Source organism: Actimicrobium antarcticum (genome assembly GCF_039536745.1).
GTDB lineage: Bacteria > Pseudomonadota > Gammaproteobacteria > Burkholderiales > Burkholderiaceae_D > Actimicrobium > Actimicrobium antarcticum.
Genome location: NZ_BAAAZE010000007.1, coordinates 197,196 through 212,901, shown reverse-complemented (window position 1 = coordinate 212,901; position 15,706 = coordinate 197,196). Strand labels below are relative to the sequence as shown.

Here is a 15,706-nt window from a genome sequence, read left to right as displayed (position 1 = left end):
TAATCTGGCCTCTTCAGGCGCGTAGCTCAGCTGGTTAGAGCACTACCTTGACATGGTAGGGGTCGTTGGTTCGAGTCCAATCGTGCCTACCAAATTCGTTATTCTTGATTGCTGGCGACAAGCCGGTGATCAATCCGAAAAACGTATTTGGGATATCTGAAGTGAGTAGTTTTAGTCAGCAAAAGAAGTAACGGCACAATGGAAGCGCAAAACGGCTTCCATTTTTGCTTTCTGGCGTTCCAGTTCGATGCCATCCAACATGATCCTTGCTGCGATCATTCAAAAAATTTTCTGGCTACATTTCTTCGGTCTCGTGCATCCGTGCATCCGTGCATCCGTGCATCCGTTATCTCTACCGTGACGATGTGTTCGGGTTAAGCGCCGTAGCGGTTCTCGATGCACAAGGCGTAAAAAAAGGAAAGCCTTTCAGGGCTCTCCTTTTTTTACGCCTTGTGCATACTCTGTCGGAGATAGCCGGACCTTATACCTTGGGTTTGAACTGCTCCGGACTGATGCGATGTTTTTCGCGACGGTCGCCCATGAGGTTGCGTAATTCGCGGATGCTCAGGTCACTGATTTCATGCATGCGGATCAACATCGACGCGCCTACTGGCAAGCGCCTGTGGCGGATCTTACTGATGACGGGTGGTGCGACGCCTAATTCGCGCGACAGCCCGGCATCATTTTTGGTCCGCATTTTTTCTATAAGAAAATCCAGCAGACGATTGGGATCGTAGTCGACATTTTCCAGTGTACTGATATCGGTCATTGATTTCTCCTCAGTTACAGTCTTTTCGTTATGGGGCAGGTTGCGACCATGTATCTGTACAACTTCAAAACTGTCGTTACATCGCTTCAGGCAGCCGTGCTATGCATCGATCGTCAAAAGCTCGCCACCGTGTGATGACTCGGTTCGCAGATTGACGCTTTATAAACGTTCCGGCTGTTCGTTACCGCACTTACAGTGTCAAACTTCGAGTAGTGAACGTCACTCAGGTTCCCATAAATTGTTTGCGCGGACTGGATAATGGGCGGTTCTGTCCTGGCCAATTGTGGCAAATCAGAAAGGTCGACGCGACGTATTACCGTGTGCATTGAACGCCTGTGGTCAAGGGCTAAAAAAAGAGCCCGCGGTGAAGCGGGCTCAAACCCATTTGGAGAGGTATTGCAGATGAAGCGATTCCAATATACCGCTAGCCTGAATTTTTTGTAACCAATAGTTTTTAAAGTTGAGCGCTCGTCACTTTTACACCACGCGGATTGGGATGAGTGTCTTGTCAGTGCCGGACGAAAGCGCGAAGCGCAACCACGTTCGGGCATGGCGGGAGTTTTTCCAGCTTGAAGGGCGTTTGCATTCACCGTGCGAATCGAGCGCTGCGTTGGGTCTTGAAGTTGCCCTTGAGAGTAACGAATTGCTCGCCCGGAAAGCGAGCGTCGGAGTCAGGTATCCGACGGACCGACGGCACTGTCTTCCGGTCTTAGTGCTGCATCCGCAAGCAACGGCTGGTCGACACTGATGGGGTCTTCCGCTGTCTGATTCGCCACCGTGCGGGTTTGGGCGCGTGCCAGTTTCAGGATTGCATTCCGGATGATCGCGGTCACCGTCGTTGATTTGAACGGCTTGACAATGAAGCCGTGAACGCCGCGTTGTAGCGCACCCTGAACAATCTCGGGATCCATGTTGGCAGACACGATGAAGATCAGTACTTTCGGTAACGATGCGCGCAACAGGTCAAGTATTTCCATGCTGCGAACGGGATCCGTTCCAATGTCGATGCACAGCAGTTGCGGCCGCAGTTTGATGGCGCGGGCAAGGCCTGCATCGCTGGTATTGGAATCGCCGACTACCTCATGGCCTCCGGCGACCAGCATGGTCGTTAATAGATTACGCGTCACCGCATTGTCATCAATGATTACTACTCTGAGCATCGCTCGGCGTCCTTTTTGTTGTGGTTGGCAGGCGTCCAGTGCCGTGTGTTGCCGAGTCTCACATAAACGGCAATTACTGGCAACGTCTCCATTCAGTGCGCAATCCCTGCATGAAAAAAGCAGAATCGTTCAGGGTGCTTGCATGATGGGGTGACAAAAACCAGCACGCTATTTCAACCCCGAAAAGCGAGTGCAGGCAGGCATACTCTCATTAGCGTTCGATCGTGGCCCATACCCTTCTGATTCACCTGCCAAAGGCGCGGCACAATGTTGTACAGTTCTGCTCGTCCGATCAGTCCGGCGAACCCAATTCGATCACCCCATAGAGGACACCTCCCATGCTTGAATCCCTGAAGAGAAGACATGCATTGCGCCTGCTCACGCTTGCCGCCGCCGTCTCATTGTTTGGCTGCAGCAAAAAAGAAGAAGCCCAGGTGGCGCCCGCCGCAAGTTCTGTCGCTGCTGCGCCAGCCGCTGCGGGTCCGCTGAAAATTGGCTTCGTGTATATCGGACCCGTCGGCGACGCTGGCTGGACCTACGCCCATGATCTTGGTCGCAAAGCCATCGAAGCGCAGTTCGGCGACAAGGTCAAAACTACGTTCGTCGAAAATGTGGCCGAAGGTGCCGATTCCGAGCGCGTCTTTCGTGACCTGGCCGCGCAAGGCAACACGCTTATTTTCGGCACGACGTTTGGCTACATGGAGCCGATGCTGAAAGTGGCAAAGGATTTTCCTGCCGTAAAATTCCAGCACGCGACCGGCTATAAAATGGCCGACAACATGGGCGTGTACGACGCGCATACCTATGAAGGTGCCTACCTCGCCGGTGTCGTCGCCGGCAAGATGACCAAGTCCGACAAGCTCGGTGTCGTTGCCTCGATTCCCATCCCCGAAGTGATCCGTAACATCAACGCCTTCACGCTCGGCGCACAAAGCAGCAATCCGAAAGTCACCACCCGCGTGGTCTGGATCAACAAATGGTTCGATCCGGGCAAGGAACGCGAAGGCGCGCTGGCACTGATCGGGCAGGGCGTCGATGTGCTGATCCAGAACACCGATTCGCCAGCGACACTGCAGGCCGCCGAAGAAAAAGGCGTGTATGCCTTCGGTTGGGATTCGGACATGTCGAAAGTTGGTCCGAAAGCGCACCTGGCCTCGGCCGCGATCAACTGGGCACCGTATTACACCAAGGTGGTGACCGACATGCTGGCCGGCAGCCTGAAGAGCGAAGACAGCTGGTGGGGTGTCAAAGAAGGCGCCATCGTGATGGCCAGCGTCAACCCTGCGTTACCGCCAGAGGTCAAGGCATTGCTGGATGAAAAAACTGCCGCAATCAAGGAGGGCAAGTTGATGCCATTCCAGGGGCCGATCATCGATCAGGCTGGCAAGGAAGTCGTGCCCGCCGGGAAATCGATGGAGATCAAGGAGATGAAGGGATTGAATTTTTATGTAAAGGGTGTCGAGGGATCGATTCCGAAGTGATGCGCTGATTGCCAGGCAATCAGATGACCCAATCAAACCGCCGGCCGAACAGCCCGGCGGTTTTTCTTTGGCGATTCCTTTATGATGGTCGGCTACTGTAAAGGACACACGCATGAATGACGCACTGCGCCACATCGTGCAGCGGATGCCCAAGGCAGAGCTGCATATCCATATCGAAGGCTCGCTGGAGCCGGAATTGATCTTCGCACTGGCCAAACGCAATAATGTCGCACTCGCTTTCGACTCCGTCGAGACGCTGCGCGCAGCCTACGCGTTCACCGATCTGCAATCGTTTCTCGACATTTATTACGCTGGTGCCAGCGTGCTGCTGACCGAGCAGGATTTTTACGACATGACCCGGGCCTATCTGCTGCGCGCGCAGCAGGACAATGTCCGCCACACCGAACTGTTTTTTGATCCGCAAACCCACACGGCGCGTGGTGTCGCGATGGATGTGGTGATTAACGGGATCTGGCGCGCGGTGCAGGACGCGCATACAGAGTGGGGCATGACCGGTGCATTGATCCTGTGCTTCCTGCGCCATCTGTCGGAAGACGACGCCTTCGACACGCTCGAACAGGCCATGCCTTACCGCGACAAATTCATCGGCGTCGGGCTCGACTCCTCCGAGCTGGGCCATCCTCCCGAAAAATTCGCCCGCGTCTTCGCCAAGTGCCGCCAGCTTGGCCTGCATCTGGTCGCGCACGCCGGCGAAGAAGGTCCGCCGGCCTACATCGCCTCCGCACTTGATGTGCTGCATGTCGAACGCATCGACCATGGCGTGCGCTGCCTCGAAGACGCCGCACTGACCGCACGTCTGGCGCGCGACAAAATTCCGCTCACGGTCTGTCCATTGTCGAACCTGAAGTTGCGCGTGGTCGCGCAATTGAGCGAACACAACCTGCTGCAGTTGCTCGATGCCGGTCTGGTCGTTACCGTCAATTCGGACGATCCGGCCTATTTTGGTGGCTACATGAACGACAATTTCATCGCCACTTTCGAGGCCCTGCCGCTGACCCGACAACATGCGCAGCAACTCGCCCGTAACAGCTTCGATGCGGCCTTTCTGGACGTGCCGACACGGCAACGCTACCTGAACGAAGTCGCGTCCTTTTTTGCCGGGCAGGTCGCCTGATGCTGATGCAGTCGCTGCGCATGACCCTGCGCGACTGGCGCGCCGGTGAACTGCGCTTTTTGCTGATCGCCCTGACGGTGGCGGTGGCGGCGCTTGCTTCGGTCGGCTTTTTTGTGGACCGCATGCGCACCGGCCTGAACCGCGATGCGCACCAGTTGCTGGGCGCCGACCTGGTGATCACTGCCGATGCACCGATTAGTGAACTGTGGCGCAAGGAAGCTCTGCGACGCGGGTTGTCGCTGGCCGAGACAGTAGTTTTTCCGAGCATGACGCTGGCGGGCGAGGGCGATCAAACCCAGTCCAAACTGTCGTCGGTCAAAGCCGTCACCACCGGTTACCCGCTGCGCGGCAACCTGAAAATTGCCGGCAATCTCACCGATGCCGGCGCCATCACCCGCGACATTCCTGCGCCAGGCACAATCTGGGTGGACCCGACCCTGCTGACTGCGCTGAACCTGCCGGTCGGCGGCAGCCTGCAACTCGGCGACAAGCGCTTCACGGTAACCCGAGTGATTACCTCCGAACCCGATCGCGGTGCCGCCTTCATGAATTTCGCGCCGCGCGTGATGCTGTCGGCCACCGACCTGGCCAGCACCAACCTGATCCAGTACGGCTCGCGCGTGACCTACCGTTTGCTGGTGGCCGGATCGCCGGACAGCGCAGCCGGCTTTCAGCAATGGGTACAAACCAGCATCGACACGAACGCCATCAAGGGCATCCGTCTCGAATCGCTGGAAAACGGCCGTCCTGAAATGCGCGCCACGCTGGACCGCGCCGAACAATTCCTGTCGCTGGTGGGACTGCTGTCAGCGATGCTGGCGGCGGTGGCCATCGCGATGGCGGCGCGCCGTTTCATGCTGCGCCACGTCGATGCCTGCGCGATGCTGCGCTTTCTGGGCCTGACCCAGAACCAGGTCACACTGCTGTATCTGGTCGAGTTTCTGCTGGTCGGACTGGTCGGTAGCGCGATCGGTGCGCTGGTCGGTTTCGGCGCGCACTTCGTGCTGCTGGAATGGCTGGGCACGCTGGTCTCGAACGATCTGCCGGCCGCCAGTTTCCTGCCGGCGGTGCAGGGGATAGCCACCGGCTTGCTGCTGCTGATCGGCTTTGCCGTGCCGCCCATCCTGCAACTGCGCAATGTGCCGCACAACCGCGTGATCCGGCGCGAGCAGGGCGCGCCACAACCGGTCGCGCTGGTGACCTACGGACTCGGACTGGCGACCTTCATCGGGCTGCTGCTGTGGCAGGCCGGGAATGTCAAACTCGGGTTGCTGACCGCCGGCGGATTTCTGGGGGGGCTGGCGCTGTTTGCGCTGCTGGGCTGGCTCAGCCTGAAATCGCTGCGCTCGTTGCGCGGCCTGATCAATCATCCGAGCTGGCGCTTTGCCGTCACGGCCCTGCAGCGTCGCCCCGGTGCGACGGTGGTGCAAATCGTCGCACTGTCGCTGGGCCTGATGGCCTTGCTATTGCTGACAGTGGTGCGCGGGGACCTGGTCAACGCATGGCGGCAGGCCACGCCAGCCGATGCGCCAAACCAGTTCGTCATCAATATCCAGCCGGACCAGAAGCAGGCCGTCGCCGCCCAGCTGGCGCAAAACGGCGTAATCAATGCGCAGCTGTATCCGATGATACGGGGACGCCTGATCCAGATTAATGACAATGTTCTGGCCAGCGATTCGTATGTCGATGACCGCGCCAAGCGGCTGGTCGATCGCGAATTCAACCTCTCGACGATGAGCGCACTGCCGCCACAAAACCAGGTCAGTGCCGGACGCTGGCTGGATGACAGCAAGCCCGAAGCCTCGGTCGAAGAAGGTCTGGCCAAGACACTGAACCTGAAACTGGGCGACACGCTCAAGTTCGACATTGCCGGTCAGATTGTCACGGCCCCGATCACCAGTCTGCGCAAGCTCGACTGGGGTTCGATGCGGGTAAATTTCTTTGTGATTCTGAACCCGACGCTGATGGCCGAGACGCCGCAAAGCTGGATCACCGCATTCCATTTGCCGCCGGAAAATGGCGCGCTGGTGAACCAGTTGACGCGCGAGTATCCCAACCTGACGGTGGTGGATGTGGGCAGTGTCGTCAAACAAATCCAGGCGGTGGTGGATCAGGTCGTGACCGCTGTCGAATTCCTGTTCCTGTTCACGCTGGCCTCCGGCGTGCTGGTGCTCTATGCAGCGCTTGCGGGCTCGCATGACGAACGCACGCGTGAGGCCGGCCTGCTGCGCGCGCTCGGCGCCACGCGCAAGCAATTGTCGCAAGCGCAGTGGATCGAGTTCGTGCTGGTGGGCGGCCTGTCCGGGTTGCTGGCAGCGAGCGGCGCGGCGGCAGTCGGCTGGTCGCTGGCCACCATCGTGTTCGATTTCACGTGGCAGTTCAGTCCGCTGGTCTGGCTCTCTGGTCTGGTTGCGGGCGCCGCGTGCGCGGTATTCGGTGGCTGGGTCGGATTGCGCAATGTGCTCAATCAACCGCCGCTGCAAACCCTGCGCGAGGCCTGACATGGACGCGTTTTTATACTTTCAAACTCAAGCTCATGACCACTGAATCTGCTCCGGAACCCGCACAATCTGCGCTGCTGTTCGATCTGATCGGTGGCGCCGAACGGGTGCGCGAACTGGTCGATCGCTTCTACGATCTGATGGACCTGGAACCCGAATTCGCCGAACTGCGGGCGCTGCATCCGGGCACGCTGGATGGCTCGCGCGACAAGCTGTACTGGTTCCTGACCGGCTGGAGCGGTGGCCCGGATTTATATGTGCAACGCTATGGCCATCCACGCTTGCGGGCGCGTCATTTGCCATATCCGATCGGTGTCAGCGTGCGCGATCAGTGGATGCAATGCATGGCCTTTGCGCTGCAGGATATCGGCATCGAGGAGACCTTGCGTGACCGCCTCATCGCGTCGTTTTATCAAACCGCAGACTGGATGCGCAACCGTGAAGGTTGAGTCTCTGCCGGTCGCTCCGGCTTCAACCTTCTCTCCAATATGACGACGATCGAACTGGTTCTCCTGTTGCTGGTGCTGGTAATGCTGGCGTTGCAAATCCTGCTGTTGCTGCGCGCTCGCGGCGGCGATATGGCTGCGCCGATGCGGCAAATGCAGACCGAACTGCAGCGCCATCAGGAGCTGGGCAGCGAACGCATGGAGCGTCAGTTGCAAGCGTCAGCGCAAGGTTCGCGCCAGGAAGTGGCCGGCAATTTTGTCCATTTCCAGCAAACGCTATCGTCCCAGCTAACAGGCGTGGCAACGATGCAGAATAACCAGATCGATGCGTTTTCGCAGCAACTGGCCAAGCTCAACGACGCCAATGCACAGCAGCTCGAATCGATGCGCCAGGCCATCACGCTGCAAGCCCAGGCCGGCCGTGAAGAACAATCGCTGGCGCTGAAGCGCTTTGGCGATACGCTCAATCTCAGCCTCACCGCGCTGACCGAATCGAACGCCCAGCGCATGACCGAAGTGCGCGCGACGCTGGAAGAAAAAATCAAAGACCTGCAAACCGACAACGGTGCGCGGCTCGAAGAAATGCGCAAGACCGTCGATGAAAAACTGCATGCGACGCTGGAGCAGCGTCTTGGCGAATCCTTCAAGCTGGTCTCTGACCGGCTGGAAAAAGTGCATCAGGGATTGGGCGAAATGCAGCAACTGGCGATTGGCGTCGGTGACCTGAAGCGCGTCCTGACCAACGTCAAAACCCGTGGCACCTGGGGCGAAGTCCAGCTCGAAATGCTGCTCGAACAAGTCCTCACGTCCGAGCAATATGCCAAGAATGTCGAGACCATCCCCGGCACCGGCGCGCGGGTCGAATTCGCCATCAAATTGCCCGGCCAGGATCATGGCACTACGCCGGTCTGGATGCCGATCGACGCCAAGTTTCCAAAAGAGCAGTACGAGCGCCTGTCCGATGCGGCTGACCGCGCCGACGCCGACGGTGTCGCCACCGCCGGTCGCGAACTGGAACGCGTAATTCGCGGCGAAGCCAAAACCATCGCCGAAAAATACCTGTCGCCACCGCTGACGACCGACTTTGCGATCCTGTTTTTGCCGACCGAAGGCTTGTACGCCGAAGTCATGCGGCGGCCCGGACTGGCCGATGACCTGCAGCGTTTGCACCGTGTCAGCATCGCCGGACCGTCGACCTTGTCGGCCTTGCTCAACAGCCTGCAAATGGGTTTTCGTACACTGGCACTGGAGAAGCGCTCGTCCGAAGTATGGCAAGTGCTGGGCGCGGTCAAGACGGAGTTCGGCAAGTTTGGCGACGTGCTGTCGGCCACCCGCGTGGCGCTGGAACGTGCTGCCAAAAATATCGAAAACGCCGAAGTGCGCAGTCGCCAGATGGCGCGCAAGCTGAAATCGGTCGAAGCTTTGCCCGCGGTCGAGGCGCAACAGGTACTGGGTGTCGATGCGCTCGATGACATCCGTGACGAACCGGTCTGAGCACACCTGCGCAGACCGGCGGCCGGGACGACCCGGCTGCCATTTTCATCAGGGGACGGCCCCGTTCACGAGAGGTGTCAGATGAACTGGATCATTCTGGTCGTTGCCGGACTATTTGAAATTTGCTGGGCCATCGGGCTCAAGTTCACCGACGGTTTCACGCGGCTGTGGCCGACCGTCTTCACGGTGCTGGCGATGCTGCTCAGTGTGGGACTGCTGGGTATCGCGATGAAAACGCTGCCGGTAGGCACCGCCTACGCGGTCTGGGTTGGTGTTGGTGCCGTCGGTACGGCGTTGGTCGGCATGGTTTTTCTTGGGGAAGTCGTCAGTGCTGCGCGGCTGGCGAGCCTTGCATTGATTGCGGCGGGGATTGTCGGGCTGAAGTTGTCGGCCTGAATTCGGGTATTACGCCAGACGGTCACCGCGCTGCCATCATGCGGCGATCGAACGTGAAATCGCGGATGACTTTGAGAGTCACATCGGCATAAGCCGGATGGGCGGCGTTGATCACCGCGATGCGGGACTCGGGAATGATGGCCGATGGTGCCAGCATCACGAAGGCATCGGGGGAGGCGAGCCATAGTCTGCCGACCTGCTGGGCACTCGCCGGGGTCGGCAGATCGGCCCAGTCGGATGGCAGCGCAGCCAGATCCGGCGTAAACATCGTGGCTTCGTCAGGCACATCGATCGCGACCAGCACCATCGCTGGCGCCGTGACGCCGGACAAATGGACAAATTTTTCAAGTGCACAGAGCTCGATCGTGGTGCCCGCATACATCACCGGAACACCGACCGGGTTCCAGCGACCACCGTACAGTCGGGCGCCGTCGCAGCTTTTATCGAGCCCCCACGCCGTGGTGGCAATACGCCAAAATCTCAAGCCGCACCACCCGTTGCGATCGCGTTGAGCACTTGCCGCACCGAGACGGCACCGGGTTCGGTATCCATCAGGTCCAGCGGTGCTGTCTCGCCTAACGCGCGGTTGGGTTGCCGCATCCAGTCAATCGCAGCGAGTTTGCTGCCGAACACCTCGATGGCCATGCGCGTCACCATGCCCATGCGATACAGCCGTTCGGTGGCCCCGGAGTCGATCCGGGCATTGTTCTTGTCGAGCCTGCTCGCAGTGGAGGCCGGAACGTGTGCAATGCCTTGAATCCGTGCATCTGACACACCGAAAAACTGACTGGCCGCCTTCATCATGCGAGCCGAATAGCCGACCCGAATCGTATGGATCGCCGCAAAACCGGCCAGTGGCGCATCGGTGACGAGATGGGTGAACAGGGTATCGTCCAGCCGTCGTGCTGATGGCTTGGCGCGGATTCGGACTGAACGGGGTAGTGTAGCTAGCTCGCTGCTTGTCGGGTTGCCGGACGGTGCATGAGGAATGACCGCAGGCGTCTTTTTTATTGCGGCTTTGGACGGGGCTTTGTCTGTCGGCATGTGAATTGCTCCATTTGAAGATTGAGAATACATCAAATGGGGAGTGTTTTCTATTGCCGGGTGTGGGTGAAGTTTGTCGAGCGCCGCAAACCACATCGGCAACAACCAGGGTCAGCGGTTTTTTTTCGTAGTGCTTCGTCGCGAAAATTACTCTGATCCTGGTTGCGGGTTTCGGAGTGCGCTGATTGCGACCTTGACCGTGACCGTGACCGTGACCGTGACCGTAGCCACCGGTGTGCCACGACCGCGCTTCGCAATCCGTTTGCGGGGTCAGAGTAATTTTCGCGATACCCCCGCGAAAAAAAACTCCGACCCCGGAAACTGGCGTGTGCAGCTTGCTGCCTCCACAAAACCCGCTCTTGCCAACCATCGCAAACCACATCGGCAGCAACCAGGGTCAGAGTTTTTTTTCGCAACGCTTCACCGCAAAAATTACTCTGACCCTGCTTGCGGATTCCAACGCGCCCAGATCGCAACCGCAGCCGAGGACGCGCAACGACGGCTCGTCCTGAGCCTTGTATGGAGTCAGCATTTAGTTAAATGCAACGAAGCGAAATCACACCTCAATCAACCCATGCCGCACCGCAATCAACGCCAGCTCCGCCTGATTCCCGGCTCCCAGTTTCTGTTTGACGTTATACAAATGCGTCCCCGCAGTGCGCGGCGAGATATTCAGGTCCACGGCGATCTGGTTCACCGAGAAGCCCTTGGCCAGCTGGATAAAAACACCAAACTCCCGTTCCGACAAAATCTCCAGCGGATTCTTCGCGCCGTCGAATTCCTGCAATGCCATGCGCTGCGAGACATGCGCGTCCAGATACATGCGCCCGGCCGCGACTTGCCGGATCGCGTGGATCAGCTCATCCGGTGCGCTGCGTTTGGACAGGTAGCCCAGCGCGCCGGCCTTGAGCATGAAGCGCACGTAGCTGGGGTTTTCATGCGACGACAAGCCCAGTACCTTGACGTGCTTGTCACGCGCCAGGATACGGCGGGTCGCATCGACGCCGGTGGTGCCGTCGCCGAACGAGATATCCATGACGACCACATCGGGCTGGCAGGCGGGTAGTTGCAGGTAGGCCGCGTCCGCCGAGTCGGCTTCGGCCACCACGCGGATATCCGGCGTGGCGTCGAGCAGCATCCGGAAACCGAAGCGCACCACCATGTGGTCGTCGACCAGCATCACCGTGATGGGTTTACCGTTCGGTTTTTCTTGTGATGTGTTCATGCAGCTGCCTCATTCATCGGAATCGATACATCGACCTCCAGCCCGCCATCCGGACCGGGCTGGAGCTGCAGGATGCCACCCAGCGATTCGGCCCGTTCCTGCATGCCGCGTACGCCGTAATGTCCGGCGCGCACCAGCGTGCCAGTGACGCCCTTGCCGTTATCGCAGACCGACAGGCGCAGGTTGCCGTCCTGCTGGCGCAGCCAGACCAGCACGTGGCTTGCGCCGGCATGGCGGATCACGTTGGTCAGCGCTTCCTGCGCGATCCGGTACAGCGGAATTTCCAGCGCATCGGGCAGCACGTTCAGCTCGGGGTCGACCTTGAAGGTGATGTCCAGCGCCGGATTGTTCAGCTGCAGTTCCGTCACCAGATCGCGCAGGGCATCGGCCAGTCCCATGCCGTCGAGCTGGATCGGACGCAGGCGCGGGATCATCCGATGCAGCGCATCCGCGGTCGATCCGGCGGTGTCGAATAGCATCTGTACGCTGCGCTGGCTGGCGCTGTCCTGCAGCGCGGCTTGCTGCAGCAATGACTTGGCGATACTGCGCATGGCGGTCAGCGACTGCCCCAGTTCATCATGCAGTTCGCGCGCCAGTGCCGTGCGTTCTTCTTCGATGCGCTGGTGCAGCAGGGTCGTGAAGTCGCGTTGCGCCGCCAGCCTCGCCTGCGTATCGGCGCTGGCCTGGCGCACCTGGATATTTTCTTCGACGGCTTGCGCCATCCGGTTGAAGGTGCGGCCCATCTCACCGGCTTCCTTGCCATCCAGTGGTGGCAGTCGCACCTGATGCTGGCCACGTTCGATGGCGCGCAAGCCATTCTGGACCAGGTCGAGCGGCGCCAGCCAGTGGCCCACCACCAGGAACGCAAGCAGGTCGGCCACCAGCAGCAAAAAAGCTTCCACCAGCACCACGCGCTTCAGGTCATCCCACGCATCCAGCACCGAACGGGTCGGATTGGGCGTGATGATCAACTGGCCGCCGTTGAGCAGAATGGTGGTCGGTTTGAGGGTGGGCGTGACCAGCGCTTCATACCAGTCCGGTGCATCTCGCCCAAGTTTGTAGGTCGATGGTGGCGAGGCATAGATCAGTCGCCCGGTCTGGTCCTGCAAGCGCAATTCGTTGGCGCGCACGCGTCCGGTTTCCTGCAAAAATCCGGCCAGATGATCGAGTCCTCCCATCGAATAAAACCAGGTAATGCGTCCCAGCAGCTGGGTCGCGATCCGGTTCGATGCTTCGATTTCTTCATGCACGCTGGTGCGCGCCGACTGAATCTGTACCGTCACCAGCAGGCCCAGTACGAGCATGCTGACGAGCCCGAAAATCAGGTTGATCTTCTGGCGCAGGCCGAGTGCGCGGGCGGGCGGTGCGTGAGGTGTCGGTGCGGTCATGGCGCATTCTACCGGCGTCGCAGGGTAGAGCGACCGATCGCCGGTTTTCGGTCGCGCTGCGTGCTGGTCGACTTACCCGTTTTGCAGGTAACGATCAGTCAGAGGATGCGTTTTCCTGTTTGGTTTCTGGTCGATACAGTGCAGGGTATCGGCATCAGCGGGATGCCGGAGGCGGAGAATCTGATGGCATCAATGACTACCCTGGCACGTCCCGTTTTACAGCGCAGCTGGCCACGGCAAGTCGTCGCGCGCGTCACGGTGCTGGCGCCCGGCTTGCTGCTCAGCGCCGGGATCGCGGTGGCCGCACTGTTGCTCGGACGCGTTGCTTTTTTTGCGGGACACGGTCTGGGTACGCTAACGCTGGCGATCGGTCTTGGCATCGTATTGGGCAATACCGGCACGGTGCGGCGTGCCGCAAGTTACGAAGCAGGCGTGCATTTCTCAAAACAGAAGTTGCTCCGTCTCGGCATCATCCTGTACGGGTTTCGCCTGACCATGCAGCAGATCGGCGAGGTTGGTGTGGCCGGTGTCATGATCGACGCGCTGGTGCTGGGTTCGACCTTCGGACTGGCGCTCCTGCTGGGTCTGAAGGTGTTCCGGCTGGATCGCGAGACGGTCATTCTGATCGGCGCGGGCAGTTCGATCTGCGGCGCGGCTGCGATCCTGGCGACGGCACCAGTACTGCGCGCCCGTGCCGAATCGGTCACGGTGGCGGTATCAACGGTGGTGGTCTTCGGCACGCTGGCAATCTTTGTGTATCCGCTGCTGTTCCGGTTGAATGCGCACTGGCAGGTGCTCGGCCTGGCGCCTGCGACGTTCGGTGTGTATGTCGGATCGACGCTCCATGAAGTCGCGCAAGTGGTGGCAGCGGCACGTTCGGTCAGCGAGGAGGCGGCCAACACGGCAGTCATTGCAAAGATGGTGCGGGTGATGATGCTGGCGCCATTCCTGATTGGTTTGTCAGTGACGCTGAGTCGACGTGGTGGTGCCTCTGATACCCGGGTTGCCAGCGCTGGCCGGCTGGAGTTGCCCTGGTTCGCTGTCATTTTTATCGCGATGGTCGGACTCAATTCACTGTCCTTGTTACCGGCCGTGGTGGTCGAGGGCCTGATCGCACTCGATACCGTGTTATTGGCCATGGCCATGGCAGCGCTCGGGTTAGGTACGCAAGTCGCGGCAATCCGCCGCGCCGGTGCGAGGCCGTTGCTGCTGGCCGGATTGCTGTTCGGCTGGCTCATTGCCGGTGGGGCGCTGATCAACCGCCTGGTCATGCAGTGGATAGGGTGAGGCACTCGCGAGACAGCCCATGCAAGGCGGGCTTTTGACCGCAAAAAATGTTTGATACCAAACCGGGTGCGGTTCTCCAACCGATCTCGGTGACGTTGCCGAATCGTTGGGCAGCAAGCCCAACATGCGTCAAGCTTGCTGCGGCGCCGACGGTTGGCGGCCTGTGGTGGCTAAAGCGGGTTGGACTCAGTTGACACAAGCCGGTCCGCCTCGGGCTTGGTGCTACCGGGCGAAAACCGGTTTAGCTAACGCAGACCGCACAGGGAGCTTGACGCATGTTGGGCTTGCAGCCCAACCTACAGTCGGTGGTTTGCATGTGGGGCTTTTTAGTTCAAGGTGCGAGCGGTTGCCCTGTTGGCCGGTTGTCTGTTTTGTTTGGCTGTTGTCGCTCGGGCGCTGATCTACCGCTTTGTGGAGCAATGGCTGGTGTGAGGCAATTACGATTAGCGCACCCAGCCCTGACAAAACGTCAGGAAGTGCCGCAGGCGCGGTGACAGTATTTTGTGCCGGCTGTGTGCAAGATAAAATTGCCGGCGTAATACCGGCAGGGCGGTACGCAGTTCCACCAACCGACCGAGACCGATCAGATCGCTGACCACGCAACGTGACAGGCAGGCCAGTCCGAGACCTTCGGCGGCACCATGCTTGACGGCTTCCGAATTGCCGAATTCACCGACGCTGCGCAATCCGGGCAGATGCGGGCGTAGCGCCTGGTCGACCGTTTCGCGGGTGCCCGAACCGGACTCGCGCAGCAGCCAGCCGGCGGCCTGCAACGCATCAATGGCGATGGTTGAGCCGGTATCGCCGGACAGGATCGGATGGTCGGGCGCGGCAACGATCACCAGTTCATCGTCGATCCACGGCAGCAGCACCAGGTCCGGATCGTCGGTCGGGCCTTCCAGCAATCCCAGGTCGACCTCGACATTGCTGATCGCCGTGACGATCTGCGCAGTATTGGCGATCGTCACGCGCGGGTAGGCGCGGGCCGCGCGCGAAAACGCCGCCGCAAAAATCGCCGGTAACAGATAACTTCCGATGGTGGTGCTCGCGCCGATACGCAATCCTGCGGCCGACAACGGATCACTCACCTGAAATTGCTGTTCGATATGGGCAGCAGCGTCGAGCAGTTGGCGCGCCTGCGGCAGCAGCACGCGGCCGCTGTCGTTGAGGATGAGTTTTTTGCCGACGCGGTCGAACAGCCGCAGCGCCAACTGGCTTTCGAGTTCGTTCAGGGCGGCGCTGGTGGCCGATTGCGATAGCGCGACCAGGGCGGCGGCTGCAGTCGTGCTGCCGGTCTGCGCCACGGCCAGGAAAATCTGTAATTGTCGAAGTGTCAGATGCATGGTGGGTGGTGGCGTTGCATGTCGGGAGGAGCGGATC

At 59.7% G+C, this 15,706-nt stretch carries 14 protein-coding genes and 1 tRNA gene; 8 read left to right on the top strand and 7 right to left on the bottom strand.

Annotated elements, in window-relative coordinates:
* Positions 1-15 precede the first annotated feature (15 nt).
* Positions 16-92: transfer RNA gene (locus ABD720_RS07250), tRNA-Val, on the top strand.
* 389 nt (positions 93-481) lie between these two features.
* Here ABD720_RS07250 and ABD720_RS07245 read toward each other — a convergent pair.
* Positions 482-769 (bottom strand): hypothetical protein, encoded by a 288-nt coding sequence (locus ABD720_RS07245; RefSeq protein WP_344762592.1) that lies wholly within the window; start codon positions 767-769, stop codon positions 482-484.
* Positions 770-1,440: 671 nt separating this feature from the next.
* Positions 1,441-1,929, bottom strand: coding sequence for a response regulator (locus ABD720_RS07240; RefSeq protein ID WP_344762591.1), 489 nt, complete (start codon positions 1,927-1,929; stop codon positions 1,441-1,443).
* A 338-nt stretch (positions 1,930-2,267) separates the two neighbouring features.
* On the opposite strand from ABD720_RS07240, the gene ABD720_RS07235 reads away from it, so the two are divergent.
* From ABD720_RS07235 to sugE, 6 genes are all read left to right on the top strand, one after another.
* On the top strand, positions 2,268-3,410 hold the full coding sequence (locus ABD720_RS07235; RefSeq protein ID WP_344762590.1) for a BMP family ABC transporter substrate-binding protein: 1,143 nt from the start codon (positions 2,268-2,270) through the stop codon (positions 3,408-3,410).
* A gap of 112 nt (positions 3,411-3,522) precedes the next feature.
* Positions 3,523-4,545 (top strand): adenosine deaminase, encoded by a 1,023-nt coding sequence (locus ABD720_RS07230; protein WP_344762589.1) that lies wholly within the window; start codon positions 3,523-3,525, stop codon positions 4,543-4,545.
* On the top strand, positions 4,545-7,046 hold the full coding sequence (locus tag ABD720_RS07225) for an ABC transporter permease (protein WP_344762588.1): 2,502 nt from the start codon (positions 4,545-4,547) through the stop codon (positions 7,044-7,046). The genes ABD720_RS07230 and ABD720_RS07225 overlap by 1 nt, the downstream gene beginning before the upstream one ends.
* Before the next feature lie 35 nt (positions 7,047-7,081).
* Positions 7,082-7,495: a group II truncated hemoglobin gene (locus ABD720_RS07220; RefSeq protein ID WP_344762587.1), complete on the top strand. Its 414-nt coding sequence runs from the start codon at positions 7,082-7,084 to the stop codon at positions 7,493-7,495.
* Positions 7,496-7,534: 39 nt separating this feature from the next.
* Positions 7,535-8,986: a DNA recombination protein RmuC gene (locus ABD720_RS07215; protein ID WP_344762586.1), complete on the top strand. Its 1,452-nt coding sequence runs from the start codon at positions 7,535-7,537 to the stop codon at positions 8,984-8,986.
* A gap of 81 nt (positions 8,987-9,067) precedes the next feature.
* Positions 9,068-9,382, top strand: coding sequence for a quaternary ammonium compound efflux SMR transporter SugE (gene sugE, locus ABD720_RS07210; RefSeq protein ID WP_344762585.1), 315 nt, complete (start codon positions 9,068-9,070; stop codon positions 9,380-9,382).
* A gap of 22 nt (positions 9,383-9,404) precedes the next feature.
* Here the strand turns inward: sugE and ABD720_RS07205 are convergent, their stop codons facing one another.
* From ABD720_RS07205 to ABD720_RS07190, 4 genes are all read right to left on the bottom strand, one after another.
* Positions 9,405-9,866: an RES family NAD+ phosphorylase gene (locus ABD720_RS07205; RefSeq protein ID WP_344762584.1), complete on the bottom strand. Its 462-nt coding sequence runs from the start codon at positions 9,864-9,866 to the stop codon at positions 9,405-9,407.
* Positions 9,863-10,426: a type II RES/Xre toxin-antitoxin system antitoxin gene (gene parS / locus ABD720_RS07200; RefSeq protein ID WP_344762583.1), complete on the bottom strand. Its 564-nt coding sequence runs from the start codon at positions 10,424-10,426 to the stop codon at positions 9,863-9,865. Before parS ends, ABD720_RS07205 begins: the two co-directional genes overlap by 4 nt.
* A 556-nt stretch (positions 10,427-10,982) precedes the next feature.
* Entirely contained in the window at positions 10,983-11,651 is a 669-nt protein-coding gene (locus ABD720_RS07195) for a response regulator (protein WP_344762582.1), read from the bottom strand.
* Complete coding sequence (locus ABD720_RS07190) at positions 11,648-13,039, bottom strand: HAMP domain-containing sensor histidine kinase (protein ID WP_344762581.1); 1,392 nt, start codon at positions 13,037-13,039, stop codon at positions 11,648-11,650. The genes ABD720_RS07195 and ABD720_RS07190 overlap by 4 nt, the downstream gene beginning before the upstream one ends.
* Before the next feature lie 192 nt (positions 13,040-13,231).
* Here ABD720_RS07190 and ABD720_RS07185 point away from each other — a divergent pair, with 192 nt between their 5' ends.
* Complete coding sequence (locus ABD720_RS07185) at positions 13,232-14,326, top strand: YeiH family protein (RefSeq protein ID WP_344762705.1); 1,095 nt, start codon at positions 13,232-13,234, stop codon at positions 14,324-14,326.
* Positions 14,327-14,769: 443 nt separating this feature from the next.
* Here ABD720_RS07185 and ABD720_RS07180 read toward each other — a convergent pair whose 3' ends face one another.
* Positions 14,770-15,669 (bottom strand): LysR family transcriptional regulator, encoded by a 900-nt coding sequence (locus ABD720_RS07180; RefSeq protein ID WP_344762580.1) that lies wholly within the window; start codon positions 15,667-15,669, stop codon positions 14,770-14,772.
* Positions 15,670-15,706 lie beyond the last annotated feature (37 nt).